This is a genomic window from Mannheimia sp. (assembly GCF_056854775.1).
This window is the reverse complement of record NZ_JBXGGI010000078.1, coordinates 1-14,500: the sequence shown is the minus strand read 5'-3', so window position 1 is coordinate 14,500 and position 14,500 is coordinate 1. Positions and strand designations below refer to the sequence as shown.

Genomic DNA, 14,500 nt, shown 5'->3' with positions numbered 1-14,500 from the left:
ATTTTAGTGAATTATTTGTTTTTTTATGGCAAAAATAAACTGATTTCACTTTGTTCTATTTTATCTACCATTTTCTATTTGGTGGCATTATTTGCTTTAACTTTTACTCAAATAGAATATATTCCTTTTGCCGCTATTATTGGAGCAGTTGTAATTATTCCAATTCTTTATGTAATGACGGCAAGAGTAGGAAAAACCGTATGAATTTAATTATTTGTTGCACTCCTTTGCAAGTGTTGATTGCAGAGAAAATTATTGAAATGCACCCAAATGAGGCATTTTTTGGGGTAATGCTCTCTACTGTCAAAAATGCGAAATTTGATTTCTACCAAGCTCGTTTAGGGAAAAAATGCCAGCAATTTTTTGCAATGCAGCAACATAGTGAACGAATTCAATTACTTAAAGAAATTCTCTATTTAAAATCAACTTTTGGCAGTAAACAATTTAATAAAGTATTTCTCGCAAATATTAATGAATTAGAAATTCAGTTTCTACTCAGTGCGATTAAATTTAATGAACTGAATACCTTTGATGATGGTGCAGCAAATGTTGTTCCAAGTAGTATTTTCTATAAAGAAGAAAATATAGGGCTAAACCGTAAATTAATTAATATGTTTTTAGGCAATAAATACAGTTTGGAAAAACTGAAAAATTTATCTAAAACGCATTATACAATTTATCAAGGTTTCCCAAATATTATTAAAAATACGGTTTATGTAGATCTTATTAATAAGAATGAATTATCCGGATCAGAATTAGAAACTTCTAAGGTTTTTAATATTCTACTCGGTCAGCCAATTTTTGAACGAGAAGATGAGAAAAATATTGCATTAGCAGAGAAAGTAATTAAAGCATTTGATGTTGATCTCTACTTACCACACCCAAGAGAAAAATATAAACTCAGTAATGTGGAATATATTGATACCAATTTGATTTTAGAAGATTATATCTTTCAAGAGTTTAGCCATAAAAAATGCCGAGTTTATACCTACTTTAGCAGTGCCGTAATTAATATTTTGAATAAAAGCCCCAATATTGAAGTTGTTGCTTTAAGGGTAGAGGTAGATAATCCAGCCTATATTGAAACTTATGAGCTTTTTGAAAAATTAGGCATTAAAATAATTGATATTCGAGAATAAAATGAAAAAATATTTAATTTCATTAGAAAAAGATGTGAAAAGACGTGAGCTTTTCTTCTCTCAACCCGATACGGCAGATTTTGAAATCTTTAATGCCATTAATACAATGAGTAGAGATTGGGATGCTTTGAATACGCATTTTGATTTAGCTAAATTCGAGCAACATTATGGGCGAAAAACCACAAAAGGCGAAGTTGGCTGTACGTTAAGCCATTTGGCGGTTTATCAAAAAATAGCAGAAGATAATACTATTGAAAATAATGATTACTGCCTTGTCTGTGAAGATGATGCGTTATTTGCTCAAGATTTCCAAAAACATATTGAGGCTTTATTAGCACAAAATCTGACAGCAGATATTATTCTAGTCGGACAATCCAAAATCCCAACTTTTGATGATGTGGAATTAGAAATTAATTATCCAACTACTTTTGGTTTTTTCCAAAAACAGATTGGCGATAGCCAATATAAATATGCTTATTCTTATCGTAATTATTTTGCCGGTACAGTTGCATATTTAATTAAAAAATCGACCGCTTGCAAGTTTTTAGCACAATGCTCAACAACTCGCCCTTACTGGCTTGCTGATGATTTTATTTTATTTGGTAATGAATTCAAATTAGATGTGTTAATTGTTCGCCCATTAATGGCGATTGAAAACCCTGTATTAATCAGTAATTTAGAAGATTTACGTGGTTCACTTAATAATAACTTATTCAAAAAGTTGGTTAAATATCCATTTAAAAAAATATTAGCGATCAAACGTAATCTTTCTTAAAATTTGTAATAGGTTTGTAATGTCAGCACTGTTTAATTTATTTTATATTTACGATCCTTGGTTCTTCCACTTTCTGCGAATGGCATTTGTGGTAGGATTATTGGCTTGTAGTTATTTAGCTTTCCAAGTTGTTAAAGGAAAATCCAACGGAATTATTATTCCGAAAGACAGTTTGATTGCAATTTTTGCATTGATTGGCTTTAGTGTTATTCCGCTTCTCATTAACGGTACGAAAGAAATTGGCGTATTGGCAATGTATGTCAAAATGTTGGTTTTATTTATTTTCGGTATTGCAGTTTATAATATTTTTTATAGAACGAAAAATGGTAAATCTTTATTTGTTCGAGATCTCAAAATCGGCATTGCTATTCAATGGATTTGTGGTGTGGCTGCATTATTAGGTATACCATTTATGGTGGATTTTCTATTATCCAGTAACGCAATGATGCCGCGTTTTTTTGGTTCTGAGCAGGAATACAGACTTTATAATATTACCTCCTCCGCTTTTTTCCAATTAAGTATTTTCTACTTAATGTTACTGCATTTTTTATTAGCTTATAATAAAAAAACGGATTCAATAAATGAGTGGTTTTTATTTTTAATTTTATGTGTTGGGCTAATTTCAGGGAGAACATTTTTATTAATGTCGATAATTAGTATTGCTCTTTATTTTAAATGGAAATACTTATTGCCATTAATAGCCTTTACGATATTAATTCTATTTTTAGCTATTGTTTTTCCTGAAAACCGTTATGTAGAACACGCACTAGAGCCTGTAATTAATTTATTATCCGGCACAGGTAAGGTGAGTTCTTCCACCGATAATTTAGTGAAAAACCACTTATTTATTCCAACCCTTAGCCAATTTATTTCCGGTGATGGTTTATATTATACCGAAACAGGCGGCTATTATGGCGGTTCAGACTCAGGCTATATTCGTCAAGTGTTATACGGTGGTTTGAGCTATATGTTAGTTTGTTTTGCATTTACTGCTTATTTTGTGCGGAAAGTAGCAATAAATTGGTTTGGAGGAAGCTGGATTTTTACTTTATCGACTATTGGTATTCTTGCTATTTTAAATATTAAAGCCGATACCTTCGCTTATCCGGGGATTATGTTTGTCTTATTAATTTTTTTATCCTTATTCAATACAAGCGGTCGAAATTTAATATTATTTTGCAACAACAAAGAGGCAAAAAATGTTTAGTATTATTGTGCCTTCTTATAATCGTAATGAAGAAATTAAGGCATTGCTAGAAAGTTTAAAGCAACAAACGCTTTATAATTTTGAAGTCGTGATTGTTGATGATTGCTCCAAAAGCCCTGTTAGCGTCAATGAAGAGTATCCTTTTGAGGTAAAGGTTATTCGTAATAACCCAAATGTGGGAGCTGCACAAAGCCGTAATGTGGGGGCAAATCACGCAAGCCGAGAGTGGTTGCTGTTTTTAGACGATGACGATCGCTTTATGTCTGAAAAATGCGAACGATTGACGCAAGAAATTAGTCAAAATCCAGCTGCGAATTTTATTTACCACCCTGCAAAATGTGAAATGGTAAACGAAGGCTTTACTTATGTAACTTCACCCTTTAAGCATAAAAGTGAACTGACGAAAGAGAATATTCTGAAAGCAAATAAAATTGGTGGTATGCCGATGATTGGCTTGAAAAAAGAACTCTTTTGCAAAATTGGCGGATTATCTGACCGCTTGCGATCACTGGAAGATTACGATTTCTTGTTGAAATTATTGGAAGAGCCGACTTTTGAGCCACTTTATGTGGATAAGGCATTAACTTATTGCACCTTCCACACCAAGCGTTCTAGCGTTTCAACGGATACCACAAATACCGAAAAAGCGATTGAGTATATAAAACAAACCTATATTCAAACGCCTGAACAGGCGGAAAATTTTAAATTAAATTCACTTTATATTTTAAGTTATCCGCATATTATGAATTTATCTCGCAAGGCAGCAGGTTATTATTTTGAAATGTTTAAACAGACGAAAAATATTAAATCGCTGATTATTTCCCTTGTAATTCTTATTTCGCCAAAATTGGCGATTAATTTAAAAAGGTTTATTTAATGAAATTTTCCGTTTTAATGTCGTTATACATTAAAGAACAGCCGCAATATTTAAGAGAATGTTTTGACAGCCTGAAAGCTCAAACTCATCAAGCAGATGAAATCGTCATCTGTTTTGATGGGGCTGTTACGCCTGAATTAGAAGCGATTGTAGAAGAATATAGTGCAATTTTACCGATAAAAGCGGTGAAATTCCCTCAAAATCGTGGCTTGGGTAAAACTTTAAATGATGGTTTGAACCATTGTGCAAATGAGTGGGTTTTCAGAATGGATACCGATGATATTTGCTTGCCAGATCGTTTTGCAAAGCAAGTGGCATTTATTGAGAAAAATCCTGAAGTCGTCATTTTTGGCGGGCAAATTGCCGAATTTGGACAAGATATTAACGATATTGTGGCTTATCGTAATGTGCCGACCACAGCAGAAGAAATTATTAAATTTACCCGTAAGCGTTGTCCGTTTAACCATATGACGGTGGCATATCAAAAATCGAAAGTATTAGAAGTGGGGGGATATCAAGATCTACAAGAAGATTACTATTTGTGGATCAAACTCATCGCTCAATTCAAACAAGTGGCGAATTTACCTGATTTGTTAGTGTATGCGAGAGTAGGCAACGGAATGGTCGGTAGACGCCGTGGCAAAGCTCAGGCGGAAGCAGAATGGCGTTTATATAAATTGAAAAATCGTTGCCAAATCCACGACCCAATTTCAGGGTTTGGTATTTTCTTAATGCGAGCAATTCCACGTTTATTGCCGCTTTCTATGCTTAAAGCCGTTTATGGATTGTTGAGAAAGTGAATTTGTTCTATTTATAATAGCTGGCTATATTATCTAAAAAAATCATCACAGCTTCCTTTTGCATTAAAGGAAGCTGTTCCCATTTCTTATCTAACTCGCTGAGTTTTACCTCATCTAAAAGAGCATCTTTCGGCATACAGTCTTGGAAAAACCAACTAATCGGTGTTTTAAGGAAAATGGCAATATCAATTAAATGTGCTACATTTATTTTACTTGCACCCCGCTCATAGCGTGAAAGTTGCTGTTGAGATAAGCCGATATATTCGGCTAATTTTTCAGCGGAATAACCTAATTCTTTACGCTTTTCTTGAACTCGTTTCCCAATTAACTTATCTACTTCTACCGCAAGCAACTGTGCCATTTTTCACTCTTTACTTAAAATTACTCATTTATTGATATTTTCGTGATTTTTTCACTTGAAAACAGAGTAATAAATAAGTAATAATTTGCTTAAATACTTATCTATTGAGTGTTTAATGTGTTTTTTACTTATTTAAATTAGAGGTTACTATGAAAAAACTACTTTTTTGTTCAGTTGCAACTTTATCTGTTTTATTAACCGCTTGTGGTGGTGGCGGTGGTAGCGGAAAAGCTGAAACCCCAGATGGTACTAAGGTTGATTTAACCAATAGTCCAAAAGGTGATGTAGCAGGTAAAACCGTTGGAGGTGAATTCTATGGTAAAAACCAAAATGACTCATTCTATGGGGTTTGGATCAATGATGCGAAAACGGTAAGAGAATTACGTTATCAAGGTACAGAAGCTACTCAACTTCCGTCTGGATCAGCAACTTATTTCGGTGATTCTTATTGGTTAAGTAGTGCAACTGGCGAGGTATCTAAAGGTGGTAAAACCACGTTGAATGTGGATTTTGACCGTAAAACTGTAGATGGAAAAATTGAATACTCACTGTTAAATGATGGTAGAGTTCAAGATATTACCTTGCACGAAACATCATTAAATGGTTCAAAATTCAATGGTGAGGCAAGTACGCTTTTAGAGAAGGGCACTTATGAAGGGGCGTTATTTGGTCAAGGGGCGAAAGAAGCAGCGGGCTTAGTGAAATTTCCTAAAGCTCCTTCTTATGATACTTCTTTCGGCGGTATTCGCTATTAATTCTATTTATAGTCAGGTAGAGATACCTGACTTCTTTCTTTTATTATTCTCACTCAATTATGCGATTTTGTATTTCATTGCTTGCCTTTTTCAGTATTCAAATGGTATTAGCAAATCATTCCAAACTTGAAGAACAGCTAAAACAAGCGACTTACCAACAAGAATTTAAAAAGATCCAAATTCTACTGAAAGATTATAAACAACAAGAAAATGCAGATCCTACTGTAATCGCTTATGCAAAAGCGAAGTCTGCCTTTATTCAACAAGATTACCAAACAGCAATTTCTATTTATAGGAATATCATTAGTCAAAAGCCGGAATTAAATTCAATGCGTATGGAGCTTGCGGTTGCCTTATTTGCAGATAAGCAAGATAACGAAGCTAAGTTGCAATTTGATAAAGTAAAGAGTGTTCCTGATTTGCCCGGAGTAGCTTACCAAAAAATTGAGGCTTATTTAGAGGCGATAAATCAACGTAATGAATGGCAATTTGACCTGAATTTTTCTTATCTTAAAACGGATAATGTAGCGAATGTATCTCGCCAGCCACAGATTGAAAATACGGGTTTTATTAAAAACGAAACTATGTTACCACAGAAAGCTAATGGCTTTGTTTTTAATGTGGATGTAGCAAAAGATTTTAATTTATTTAATTCTCACTATTTGAGCTTTCGAAATGAAGCAACTGGCAAAATTTACTGGGATAATCACCGTTTTGATGATGTATCTAATCGCCTTCTGCTAGGTTATGCCTATAAAAAATCAGATAAAACACTACGCATTCAGCCTTTTTATGATAAACGTTGGTTTGGTAATAGGTCTTTTCATTGGTCTAATGGGCTTCAATTTAGTTATGATTTTGCTATCTCTAATCAATGGAAAAATCAGACGGTTTTATCATTTGAAAAGCGGTCTTTTTTTGATGAAAATTTGCAAGCCGGTAATATAAAGGCTTTCTCCAATACTTTGCTTTGGTTGCCTAATCCTAAACAATTATTTTATGTTGGGGGGACAATATCAAAAGAAAATACGCGAGAAAAACAGTATGGCTCAACAAGCAAAAATATTCGCTTAGGCTGGTTACAAGAATATCAATGGGGAATTTCTAGTCAGTTGAGTTTTTCATTTACCCACCGAAAATTTCACGATGAGGCGATACTCGTAGGGATTATTCCTCTCAATAAAATCAGACAAGATAAAATCTATAGTGTGAATGCTAAATTTTGGAAACGAGATTGGTATTTATGGGGCATTACGCCTAAACTGAATATTGTATGGAAAAAGCAACAAAGTAATTTAGCAAGCCTCTATTCTTATACAGATAAGCAAATTACAGTATTATTTGAAAAGAGCTTTTAAATTAGGGGTGAAACCCCTAATGTTTAGTGATGTTACTGATTCTTCAAAATCTCATTCATCAACTGAATATCAATATGACAATAACCCGTTGGGTTTTTGACTAAATATTCCTGATGATATTCTTCGGCAGGGAAATATTGCTCCAGCATTTCGTTTTCAACCGCAAGTGGTTTGTCGAACTGAGTTTGTAACTCGCTTAAGGCTTGGTTAATCACAGGCAGATCTTGCGGATCGGTATAATAAATGCCTGTACGGTATTGGATACCGATGTCGCCACCTTGTTGGTTAATGCTCACCGGGTCAATCACTTTAAAGAAGTAATCCAATAATTTTGCTAAGCTGATTTGGTCAGCATCATAAGTTACTTTTACTACCTCAGCGTGTCCGCTGCCTGCACACACATCTTGGTAAGTAGGGTTGTCTGTATTACCGTTAGCATAACCTGATTGAGCTTTTACCACGCCTTTAATTCGTTGCATAAAAGACTCTACGCCCCAGAAGCAGCCGCCCGCTAAATAGATTTCACGAATGTTTTGCATATTTTCTCTCCTATAATCCTTCAATTTAAAGCATTAGTAAAAATTAACTAAAATTATACCGCTTGTAAAACACAATAATATATATTTTACCGATTTCAATTATAGATAATTGCATTTTTTACAAGATTTTTTACGCAAAAATAGGTATAGTATCGCCACCTTTTTTAATCAATTTATAATTAGAGGTTCTATGGGTACTCTTAACAGCCTTTTAGGCATTATTGTTTTATTATTCATCGCATTTTTATTTTCGAGTAATAAACGCTCAATAAATGTGCGTACAGTATTAGGTGCGTTGGCGTTGCAAATTGCAATTGCGGCATTGGTGCTTTATGTACCGGCAGGTCGTGATGCATTAAATGCAATGGCAAGCGGTGTTTCTAAAGTTATTTCTTATGGTAATGAAGGTATTTCATTCCTATTTGGTGGCTTAGTCAGCGACAAAATGTTTGAAGTGTTTGGCGGTGGCGGTTTTGTCTTTGCTTTCCGTGTGCTTCCTGTGATTATTTTCTTCTCGGCATTAATTTCATTGCTTTATTACATCGGGGTAATGCAATGGGTAATCCGCATTTTAGGTGGCTTATTACAAAAAGCGTTAGGTACATCTAAAGCTGAATCTATGTCTGCAGCGGCGAATATTTTCGTTGGTCAAACCGAAGCTCCACTTGTGGTAAAACCCTTTATCAGCAAAATGACTGAATCTGAACTCTTTGCGATTATGTCGGGTGGTTTAGCTTCTATTGCTGGCTCAGTAATGGCAGGTTATGCAGGAATGGGTGTGCCTTTAACCTACTTAATTGCAGCATCATTTATGGCAGCACCGGCAGGTTTATTATTTGCGAAAATTATGGTGCCACAAACAGAAACGTTCCGTGATGAGTTAGAGGCAGTTGATTTAGAAAAACCAGCTAATATTCTTGATGCGGCTGCTTCAGGTGCATCATCAGGTATGCAACTAGCCTTAAACGTAGGGGCGATGTTGATTGCTTTCGTAGCGTTAATTGCCTTAGTGAATGGTATTTTAGGTGGTATTGGTGGCTGGTTCGGCTATGACTCATTAAACTTAGGTCAAATTTTTGGCTGGATATTTAAACCTCTTGCTTGGGTAATTGGCGTTCCTTGGGAAGAAGCTGAAATTGCAGGGCAGATGATTGGTCTAAAATTAGCGGTTAATGAATTTGTAGGCTACTTAGAGTTTGCAAAATATTTAGCTCCTGAATCAACCATTCAGTTAAGCGATAAAACCATCGCAATTATTACTTTTGCACTTTGTGGTTTCGCTAACTTCAGTTCTATTGCTATTTTAATCGGTGGTATTGGTGCAATGGCTCCAAATCGCCGTGGCGATATTGCACGACTTGGTATTAAAGCCGTAATTGCAGGTTCACTGGCGAACTTAATGAGTGCGACTATTGCAGGCTTATTTATCGGCTTAGGCGGTGCAGTTTTATAATCTGAATAATGAATAAAACCACTAGAAATAGTGGTTTTATATTTTTTTATCTAACGTAAACGGTTGCTTGAAATTTGTCTATTTACAAGCGGTCAGATTTTTATAAAAATTTACTGAATCATTCATTTAATTAAAAAGGAGAATCGTATGAGTCTAAAAAATTCAGCTGAGATTGCACTTTCTTTGATGGATCTCACTACATTAAATGACAATGATACAGACGAAAAAGTTATCGCACTGTGTGAGCAGGCTAAAACCGATTTTGGTACACCGGCAGCAGTATGTGTTTATCCTCGCTTTGTACCGATTGCACGCAAAACCTTGAAAGCACAAGGTATTGAGCAAGTAAAAATTGCGACTGTTACTAACTTCCCACACGGCAATGATGATATTGACATTGCGGTTGCAGAAACCAAAGCTGCGGTGGCTTATGGAGCAGATGAGGTTGATGTAGTATTCCCTTATAAAGCGTTAATTGCAGGTAATGAACAGATTGGTTTTGAATTAGTTAAACAGGCTAAAGCGGTATGCCAAGAGAAGAATGTTTTACTTAAAGTGATTATTGAAACGGGCGAGTTAAAATCAGAAGAACTCATTCGTAAAGCAAGTGAAATTTCAATTCGTGCAGGGGCAGATTTCATCAAAACTTCCACAGGTAAAGTGGCAGTAAATGCAACGCTTGAATCGGCTCGTATTATGCTTGAAACTATTCGTGATTTAGGCGTGGCGGAAACCGTTGGCTTTAAAGCCGCCGGTGGGGTAAAAACCAGCGAAGAAGCAGCGGAATATCTAGCTTTAGCTCGTTCCATTTTAGGCTCGGATTGGGTTAATTGCTCACATTTCCGTTTTGGTGCATCAAGTCTATTAGGTAATCTGTTAGCAACATTAAAAGGCGAGCAGCAACAAGCTGTTCAAGGTTATTAATTATTCATCATAAGAGGAAAATAAAATGGCAACTCCACACATTAACGCACCTGAAGGTGCTTTTGCAGACGTTGTATTAATGCCGGGTGATCCGCTTCGTGCAAAATATATTGCTGAAACCTTTTTAGAAGATGTTAAGGAAGTAACTAATGTACGCAATATGTTAGGTTACACCGGTACTTATAAAGGTCGTCGTATTTCTGTGATGGGACACGGTATGGGTATTCCATCTTGCTCGATTTATGCTAAAGAGTTAATTACGGAATATGGTGTGAAAAAAATTATTCGTGTCGGCTCTTGTGGTGCAGTGCGTAGCGATGTTCGCATTCGTGATGTTATCATTGGTTCAGGTGCTTGTACCGATTCTAAAGTAAATCGTATTCGCTTCCGTGATAATGATTTTGCCGCCATTTCAGACTTTGAAATGACATTAGCAGCATATCAAGCGGCACAACAAAAAGGCGTGAATGTTCGAGTAGGGAATTTATTCTCAGCAGACTTATTCTATAGCCCGGATGTTGAAATGTTTGATGTGATGGAAAAATACGGCATTTTAGGCGTGGAAATGGAAGCTGCGGGTATTTATGCGGTAGCAGCAGAATATGGTGCGAAAGCATTAGCGATTTGTACCGTTTCAGACCATATTCGTACAGGCGAGCAAACCAGCTCGGAAGAGCGTCAATTAACTTTCAATGAAATGATTGAAATTGCGTTAGAGTCTGTACTAATTGGCGACAAACAATAAGCCTCAGTTTTTAAATTAACTATGTGTCAAGCGGTTAAATTTTGCAAAAAATTTGCAGAATTTGACCGCTTGTTATTTTCCTTTAGGGCTACTACCAAACTGCCTTTTATATTCCCTGCTAAATTGGCTCGGGCTTTCATAACCACTTTCATAAGCCACTTCGCTTACACTCACTCCTGCTTGTAATTTTTCTCTCGCCATATTAAGTCGTAGTGATTTTTGATATTGTAACGGGGTCATTGAGGTTATATTTTTAAAATGAGCGTAAAACCCAGCCACACTCATTCCAACCTCTTTAGCTAACTCGCCCATATTCAAGTTTTCTACATAATGTTGTTCTAAATACTGAGCTGCTTTCGCAATTTTATGGATTTTTCCCTCTTGAGCCACTAAAGAACGTAAGGCATTGCCTTGCGGAGATTGCAGTAAATAAAAATAGAGTTCTTGTAAAATTAATGGTGCAATAAAATCTATCCTTTTTGGAAAATAAAGCAGATTAAGCAGCCTTAACAGACAGTCATCAATCTCTTCAATTAACTGCCATTTTGTTTGATTGACAGAAACACCGCTGATTTTAACATCGGGTAATTGTGCCATTGTGCGAGCAACCAAATCAAAATCAATCCGCAAAGAAAGAGAAAGATAATCGCTATTTTCAGGCACATTAATGTTGAGTGTTGTAACAGGTAAATTAACGGGACAAAACATCATTTCATTGTGCCCGAAGACTTGGCATTGCCCATTGGTGCAAATTTGTCGTTCGCCCAACATTACCACACATAAACTCGGATCTTGAATGTAACCTTTTGTAATGCTTGAGCGATCGGCAGCATAAATGGTTAAACCTGGAATAGGCGTTCGCCAAATTTCATTTTTAGGCGAAAGTTGGAAAATGGAATGTAGAAGAGCTTTACGATTTTGCATAATGTTTCAGTGTTTAGAAGATTAGGCAAATCTTATAGAAAAACAGGCAAGAAAACAAATGAAAAGAAGCTCATAATATAATCATTCAAATAAATCACAATATTAGAGGAATAAAATATGAGTAACAAAATTTATCAATTATTAAATGAAATGTTATCAGTATATTGGATGGCAACTGTGCAACATCAAAGCCATATTGCAGTAATAAAAGCAGAAGGTGCTACAAAATTGGCAAAAGAAATGGAAGAAAAAACAGCAGATGAGCCTGAAAATATTGTGAATTTACAAAATCGCTTATTAGATTTAGGCGGTACACTCCAAATTAATTTATCTCAGCCGAACATTGGTAAAACTTTGCGTGAAGCATTAGAAAATGACTATGAATTACAGAAAAACGCTAGAGCAGGCTTAAACACTTGGGCAGAGCTTGCAGCAGCCGAACATGATGCAACTACTCGTAATTTAATTGAAAGAATGCTGGAAGACGAGGAAGAACATTTGGCTTGGTTAGAACAGGAACTCCATCTTCTTGATAAATTAGGTGAAGCTCTTTATTTAGCAAAAAGAATGTAGAGGAATAAGCTATGAGAATATTTGAAAAATCATTTTTACAAAATAATTTTAAGCGAGCAGTTTTAGAGCATCAGCCTCAAATTGGTTTTGGGTTGGTATCTGGGTCGGCAACCAATGCTGAGATTGTAGCAGGTTCAGGTTATGATTTTATTTGGATCGATGGAGAACACGGACCAAATACGATTACTACTATTATTGACCAAGCTCGAGCAATTGCTCCCTATGGTAGCCATGTAGTTGTTCGCCCCTTAATTGCAGATCGAGCTTTAATCAAACAACTTTTAGATGCAGGTATTCAATCTATTATTGCACCAATGGTAGAGTCTGGAGAACAGGCAAAATATATCGCAGAATCAATGTATTACCCAGCAAAAGGCAAACGTGGCTTTGGTGCCCCTGCTGTGCGTGCTGGTCGTTGGGGGAGATTGCCTGAATACATTAAGTATGCAGAAGATGAATTATTTTTAGCAGTACAAATTGAAAGTAAAAAAGGGGTAGAAAATTTTTCTGAGATTGCAACAACTGAAGGTGTCGATGCCATATTCTTAGGTCCAGCAGATTTAGCAGTGGATATGGGATATTTTGGTGATTTCTCAGGTAAAGAGATGCAAGAAACCATTGAAAAATTGATTAAGGGCATTCGAGATTTAGGCAAACCGGTTGGAACTATTGCAGGTTCACCGGAAGAAGCAAAACGTTATATTAATTGGGGAGCAAGCTTCGTTGTAGTTGGAGCGGATACCGTATTTTTAGCTCATATGGCGGACAGTTCATTAGAAGCCTGTCGTGCTATTTTGAAATAATTTAAATGTTTATCAACTTAAAAGAGGAATACACAATGAAAATTTTTTACCATACATCAGCCACTGCAACAGGCGGTCGTGATGGACGTACTCAAGTCGATGACGGCTCAATCGGTTTTGATTTAGTCGGTTTTCAAAACGAAAGTGGAAAAGTTGGCACTAACCCAGAGCAACTTTTCGCAATGGGTTATGCTGCCTGCTTTGATAGTGCAATGAACCACGTTGCGCCAACTTTAGGCATTAAACCAAGTAAATCCAGTACAACAGTAGGAGTCGGTATTGGTCAAAAAACAAATGGTGCGTTTGCATTAGATTTAGATATTACTATTACTGTTGAAGGATTAAGTTTGGATGAGGCGAAAACCTTGATTGAAAAAGCTCACGAGGTTTGCCCATATTCAAATGCAACGCGTGGCAATGTTGATGTGCGTTTACACGTTAATGTTGTTCAGTCATTTGATTTATAAAAATGATAAGAGGAACAGCTATGTTAGATTTTGAAACAACAGTTAAAACACGCCAATCAATCCGTAAATTTTTACCGACCCCGATGACGGAGCAAGAGATTAAACAGATTCTTGCCGATGCACAAAATGCCCCGTCTGCGTGTAATACCCAACCTTGGTTGGTTCACGTTGCTTCCGGCGAAACCTTAGAACGCTTGAAAAAACGTTTCCAAGTAACTTTCGCTCAAGGTATTAACCAAGCTGATTTTGAATTTGACCAAAGTAAATACAAAGGCGACTACGAACCACGTTGGCGTAATCAGTATTCCCACGTTTTCACCACCAGCTACGGCATTGCCCGTGAAGATAAAGCCGGTCGCCAAGTGGTTTATGATGACAACATCATCGGCTACGGTGCACCACATATGGCATTTTTGTTTATGCCGGCGATTGACGGACACGATGTGAATATCGCCAGCGATGTCGGTATGTATTCGCAAACTTTCCTGCTTTCTTTAACGGCTCGTGGCTTTGGTGGTATTCCACAATTAGCGTTGGCGATGTTTGCCGATGATGTGCGTGAAGAGCTAGGCATTTCAAGCGATTACAAATTGTTGCACGCGATTTCATTTGGCTATCCTGATTGGGACGCAATGCAAAACAAACACCATCTGGGGCGTGTGCCTGTGGAAGAAAGTGCGAAATTGCACTGGTAATGAACAAGCGGTTGATTTTTCGCAAAAATTTGCAAAAATCAACCGTACTTTTTTAGGAGAAAACGATGACAAATTTATTTACCCCTTATACGTTTAATAACAATG

General features: G+C 36.3%; 17 protein-coding genes and 1 pseudogene. 15 read left to right on the top strand and 3 right to left on the bottom strand.

Annotated elements, in window-relative coordinates; translation table 11 throughout:
• The 6 genes and pseudogenes from ACJHV0_RS05815 to ACJHV0_RS05790 all read left to right on the top strand — a co-directional run.
• Positions 1-204, top strand: a pseudogene (locus tag ACJHV0_RS05815) (flippase); the annotation flags it as partial.
• Positions 201-1,139: a glycosyltransferase family 52 gene (locus ACJHV0_RS05810; RefSeq protein WP_483133636.1), complete on the top strand. Its 939-nt coding sequence runs from the start codon at positions 201-203 to the stop codon at positions 1,137-1,139. The pseudogene ACJHV0_RS05815 and the gene ACJHV0_RS05810, both read left to right, overlap by 4 nt.
• Before the next feature lies 1 nt (position 1,140).
• Complete coding sequence (locus ACJHV0_RS05805) at positions 1,141-1,914, top strand: glycosyltransferase family 25 protein (RefSeq protein WP_483133635.1); 774 nt, start codon at positions 1,141-1,143, stop codon at positions 1,912-1,914.
• Between the two features lie 19 nt (positions 1,915-1,933).
• Positions 1,934-3,121, top strand: a complete 1,188-nt coding sequence (locus tag ACJHV0_RS05800) for a hypothetical protein (RefSeq protein ID WP_483133634.1) — start codon at positions 1,934-1,936, stop codon at positions 3,119-3,121.
• Positions 3,114-3,998, top strand: a complete 885-nt coding sequence (locus ACJHV0_RS05795) for a glycosyltransferase family 2 protein (protein WP_025235508.1) — start codon at positions 3,114-3,116, stop codon at positions 3,996-3,998. Before ACJHV0_RS05800 ends, ACJHV0_RS05795 begins: the two co-directional genes overlap by 8 nt.
• Entirely contained in the window at positions 3,998-4,798 is an 801-nt protein-coding gene (locus ACJHV0_RS05790) for a glycosyltransferase family 2 protein (protein WP_483133633.1), read from the top strand. Before ACJHV0_RS05795 ends, ACJHV0_RS05790 begins: the two co-directional genes overlap by 1 nt.
• A 7-nt stretch (positions 4,799-4,805) precedes the next feature.
• On the opposite strand, the gene ACJHV0_RS05785 is transcribed toward ACJHV0_RS05790, so the two are convergent.
• Entirely contained in the window at positions 4,806-5,159 is a 354-nt protein-coding gene (locus ACJHV0_RS05785; RefSeq protein ID WP_025235510.1) for a helix-turn-helix domain-containing protein, read from the bottom strand.
• Positions 5,160-5,308: 149 nt separating this feature from the next.
• Between ACJHV0_RS05785 and ACJHV0_RS05780 the strand changes: the two genes are divergently transcribed.
• On the top strand, positions 5,309-5,914 hold the full coding sequence (locus ACJHV0_RS05780; RefSeq protein ID WP_334232059.1) for a factor H binding protein domain-containing protein: 606 nt from the start codon (positions 5,309-5,311) through the stop codon (positions 5,912-5,914).
• 59 nt (positions 5,915-5,973) lie between these two features.
• Entirely contained in the window at positions 5,974-7,272 is a 1,299-nt protein-coding gene (locus ACJHV0_RS05775) for a surface lipoprotein assembly modifier (RefSeq protein WP_483133632.1), read from the top strand.
• 32 nt (positions 7,273-7,304) lie between these two features.
• Here ACJHV0_RS05775 and msrA read toward each other — a convergent pair whose 3' ends face one another.
• The gene (msrA, locus tag ACJHV0_RS05770) at positions 7,305-7,811 is read right to left on the bottom strand and encodes a peptide-methionine (S)-S-oxide reductase MsrA (protein ID WP_483133631.1); all 507 of its coding nucleotides are present in this window, start codon (positions 7,809-7,811) and stop codon (positions 7,305-7,307) included.
• Positions 7,812-8,001: 190 nt separating this feature from the next.
• Between msrA and ACJHV0_RS05765 the strand changes: the two genes are divergently transcribed.
• The 3 genes from ACJHV0_RS05765 to deoD all read left to right on the top strand — a co-directional run bounded on the left by ACJHV0_RS05765 (position 8,002) and on the right by deoD (position 10,933).
• Positions 8,002-9,264: a NupC/NupG family nucleoside CNT transporter gene (locus ACJHV0_RS05765; protein WP_483133630.1), complete on the top strand. Its 1,263-nt coding sequence runs from the start codon at positions 8,002-8,004 to the stop codon at positions 9,262-9,264.
• A gap of 147 nt (positions 9,265-9,411) precedes the next feature.
• Positions 9,412-10,188 (top strand): deoxyribose-phosphate aldolase, encoded by a 777-nt coding sequence (deoC, locus tag ACJHV0_RS05760; RefSeq protein WP_334236044.1) that lies wholly within the window; start codon positions 9,412-9,414, stop codon positions 10,186-10,188.
• A 25-nt stretch (positions 10,189-10,213) separates the two neighbouring features.
• On the top strand, positions 10,214-10,933 hold the full coding sequence (deoD, locus tag ACJHV0_RS05755) for a purine-nucleoside phosphorylase (RefSeq protein WP_025235516.1): 720 nt from the start codon (positions 10,214-10,216) through the stop codon (positions 10,931-10,933).
• A gap of 72 nt (positions 10,934-11,005) precedes the next feature.
• Here the strand turns inward: deoD and ACJHV0_RS05750 are convergent, their stop codons facing one another.
• A complete protein-coding gene (locus ACJHV0_RS05750; protein WP_483133629.1) occupies positions 11,006-11,857 on the bottom strand; it encodes an AraC family transcriptional regulator in 852 nt (283 codons plus the stop codon).
• A 117-nt stretch (positions 11,858-11,974) separates the two neighbouring features.
• Here ACJHV0_RS05750 and ACJHV0_RS05745 point away from each other — a divergent pair, with 117 nt between their 5' ends.
• Genes ACJHV0_RS05745 through ACJHV0_RS05730 form a run of 4 tightly spaced genes read left to right on the top strand, consistent with a single transcriptional unit; the run spans position 11,975 to position 14,395 of the window.
• Positions 11,975-12,430 (top strand): ferritin-like domain-containing protein, encoded by a 456-nt coding sequence (locus ACJHV0_RS05745; RefSeq protein ID WP_112111243.1) that lies wholly within the window; start codon positions 11,975-11,977, stop codon positions 12,428-12,430.
• Between the two features lie 11 nt (positions 12,431-12,441).
• Positions 12,442-13,233 carry an HpcH/HpaI aldolase family protein gene (locus ACJHV0_RS05740; protein ID WP_463627108.1) on the top strand — a complete coding sequence of 264 codons (792 nt, stop codon included), beginning with the start codon at positions 12,442-12,444 and terminating at the stop codon, positions 13,231-13,233.
• Positions 13,234-13,268: 35 nt separating this feature from the next.
• Positions 13,269-13,700, top strand: coding sequence for an organic hydroperoxide resistance protein (locus ACJHV0_RS05735; RefSeq protein ID WP_112111241.1), 432 nt, complete (start codon positions 13,269-13,271; stop codon positions 13,698-13,700).
• Positions 13,701-13,720: 20 nt separating this feature from the next.
• Entirely contained in the window at positions 13,721-14,395 is a 675-nt protein-coding gene (locus ACJHV0_RS05730) for a nitroreductase (RefSeq protein WP_025235519.1), read from the top strand.
• Positions 14,396-14,500 lie beyond the last annotated feature (105 nt).

Coding starts and splice junctions, on each gene's coding strand:
- ACJHV0_RS05765 (WP_483133630.1), top strand. CDS start 8,002: ATGGGTACTCTTAACAGCCTTTTAGGCATTATTGTTTTATTATTCATC.
- ACJHV0_RS05810 (WP_483133636.1), top strand. CDS start 201: ATGAATTTAATTATTTGTTGCACTCCTTTGCAAGTGTTGATTGCAGAG.
- ACJHV0_RS05800 (WP_483133634.1), top strand. CDS start 1,934: ATGTCAGCACTGTTTAATTTATTTTATATTTACGATCCTTGGTTCTTC.
- ACJHV0_RS05735 (WP_112111241.1), top strand. CDS start 13,269: ATGAAAATTTTTTACCATACATCAGCCACTGCAACAGGCGGTCGTGAT.
- ACJHV0_RS05750 (WP_483133629.1), bottom strand. CDS start 11,857: ATGCAAAATCGTAAAGCTCTTCTACATTCCATTTTCCAACTTTCGCCT.
- ACJHV0_RS05740 (WP_463627108.1), top strand. CDS start 12,442: ATGAGAATATTTGAAAAATCATTTTTACAAAATAATTTTAAGCGAGCA.
- deoC (WP_334236044.1), top strand. CDS start 9,412: ATGAGTCTAAAAAATTCAGCTGAGATTGCACTTTCTTTGATGGATCTC.
- ACJHV0_RS05805 (WP_483133635.1), top strand. CDS start 1,141: ATGAAAAAATATTTAATTTCATTAGAAAAAGATGTGAAAAGACGTGAG.
- ACJHV0_RS05785 (WP_025235510.1), bottom strand. CDS start 5,159: ATGGCACAGTTGCTTGCGGTAGAAGTAGATAAGTTAATTGGGAAACGA.
- ACJHV0_RS05795 (WP_025235508.1), top strand. CDS start 3,114: ATGTTTAGTATTATTGTGCCTTCTTATAATCGTAATGAAGAAATTAAG.
- ACJHV0_RS05745 (WP_112111243.1), top strand. CDS start 11,975: ATGAGTAACAAAATTTATCAATTATTAAATGAAATGTTATCAGTATAT.
- ACJHV0_RS05730 (WP_025235519.1), top strand. CDS start 13,721: ATGTTAGATTTTGAAACAACAGTTAAAACACGCCAATCAATCCGTAAA.
- ACJHV0_RS05780 (WP_334232059.1), top strand. CDS start 5,309: ATGAAAAAACTACTTTTTTGTTCAGTTGCAACTTTATCTGTTTTATTA.
- deoD (WP_025235516.1), top strand. CDS start 10,214: ATGGCAACTCCACACATTAACGCACCTGAAGGTGCTTTTGCAGACGTT.
- msrA (WP_483133631.1), bottom strand. CDS start 7,811: ATGCAAAACATTCGTGAAATCTATTTAGCGGGCGGCTGCTTCTGGGGC.
- ACJHV0_RS05790 (WP_483133633.1), top strand. CDS start 3,998: ATGAAATTTTCCGTTTTAATGTCGTTATACATTAAAGAACAGCCGCAA.
- ACJHV0_RS05775 (WP_483133632.1), top strand. CDS start 5,974: ATGCGATTTTGTATTTCATTGCTTGCCTTTTTCAGTATTCAAATGGTA.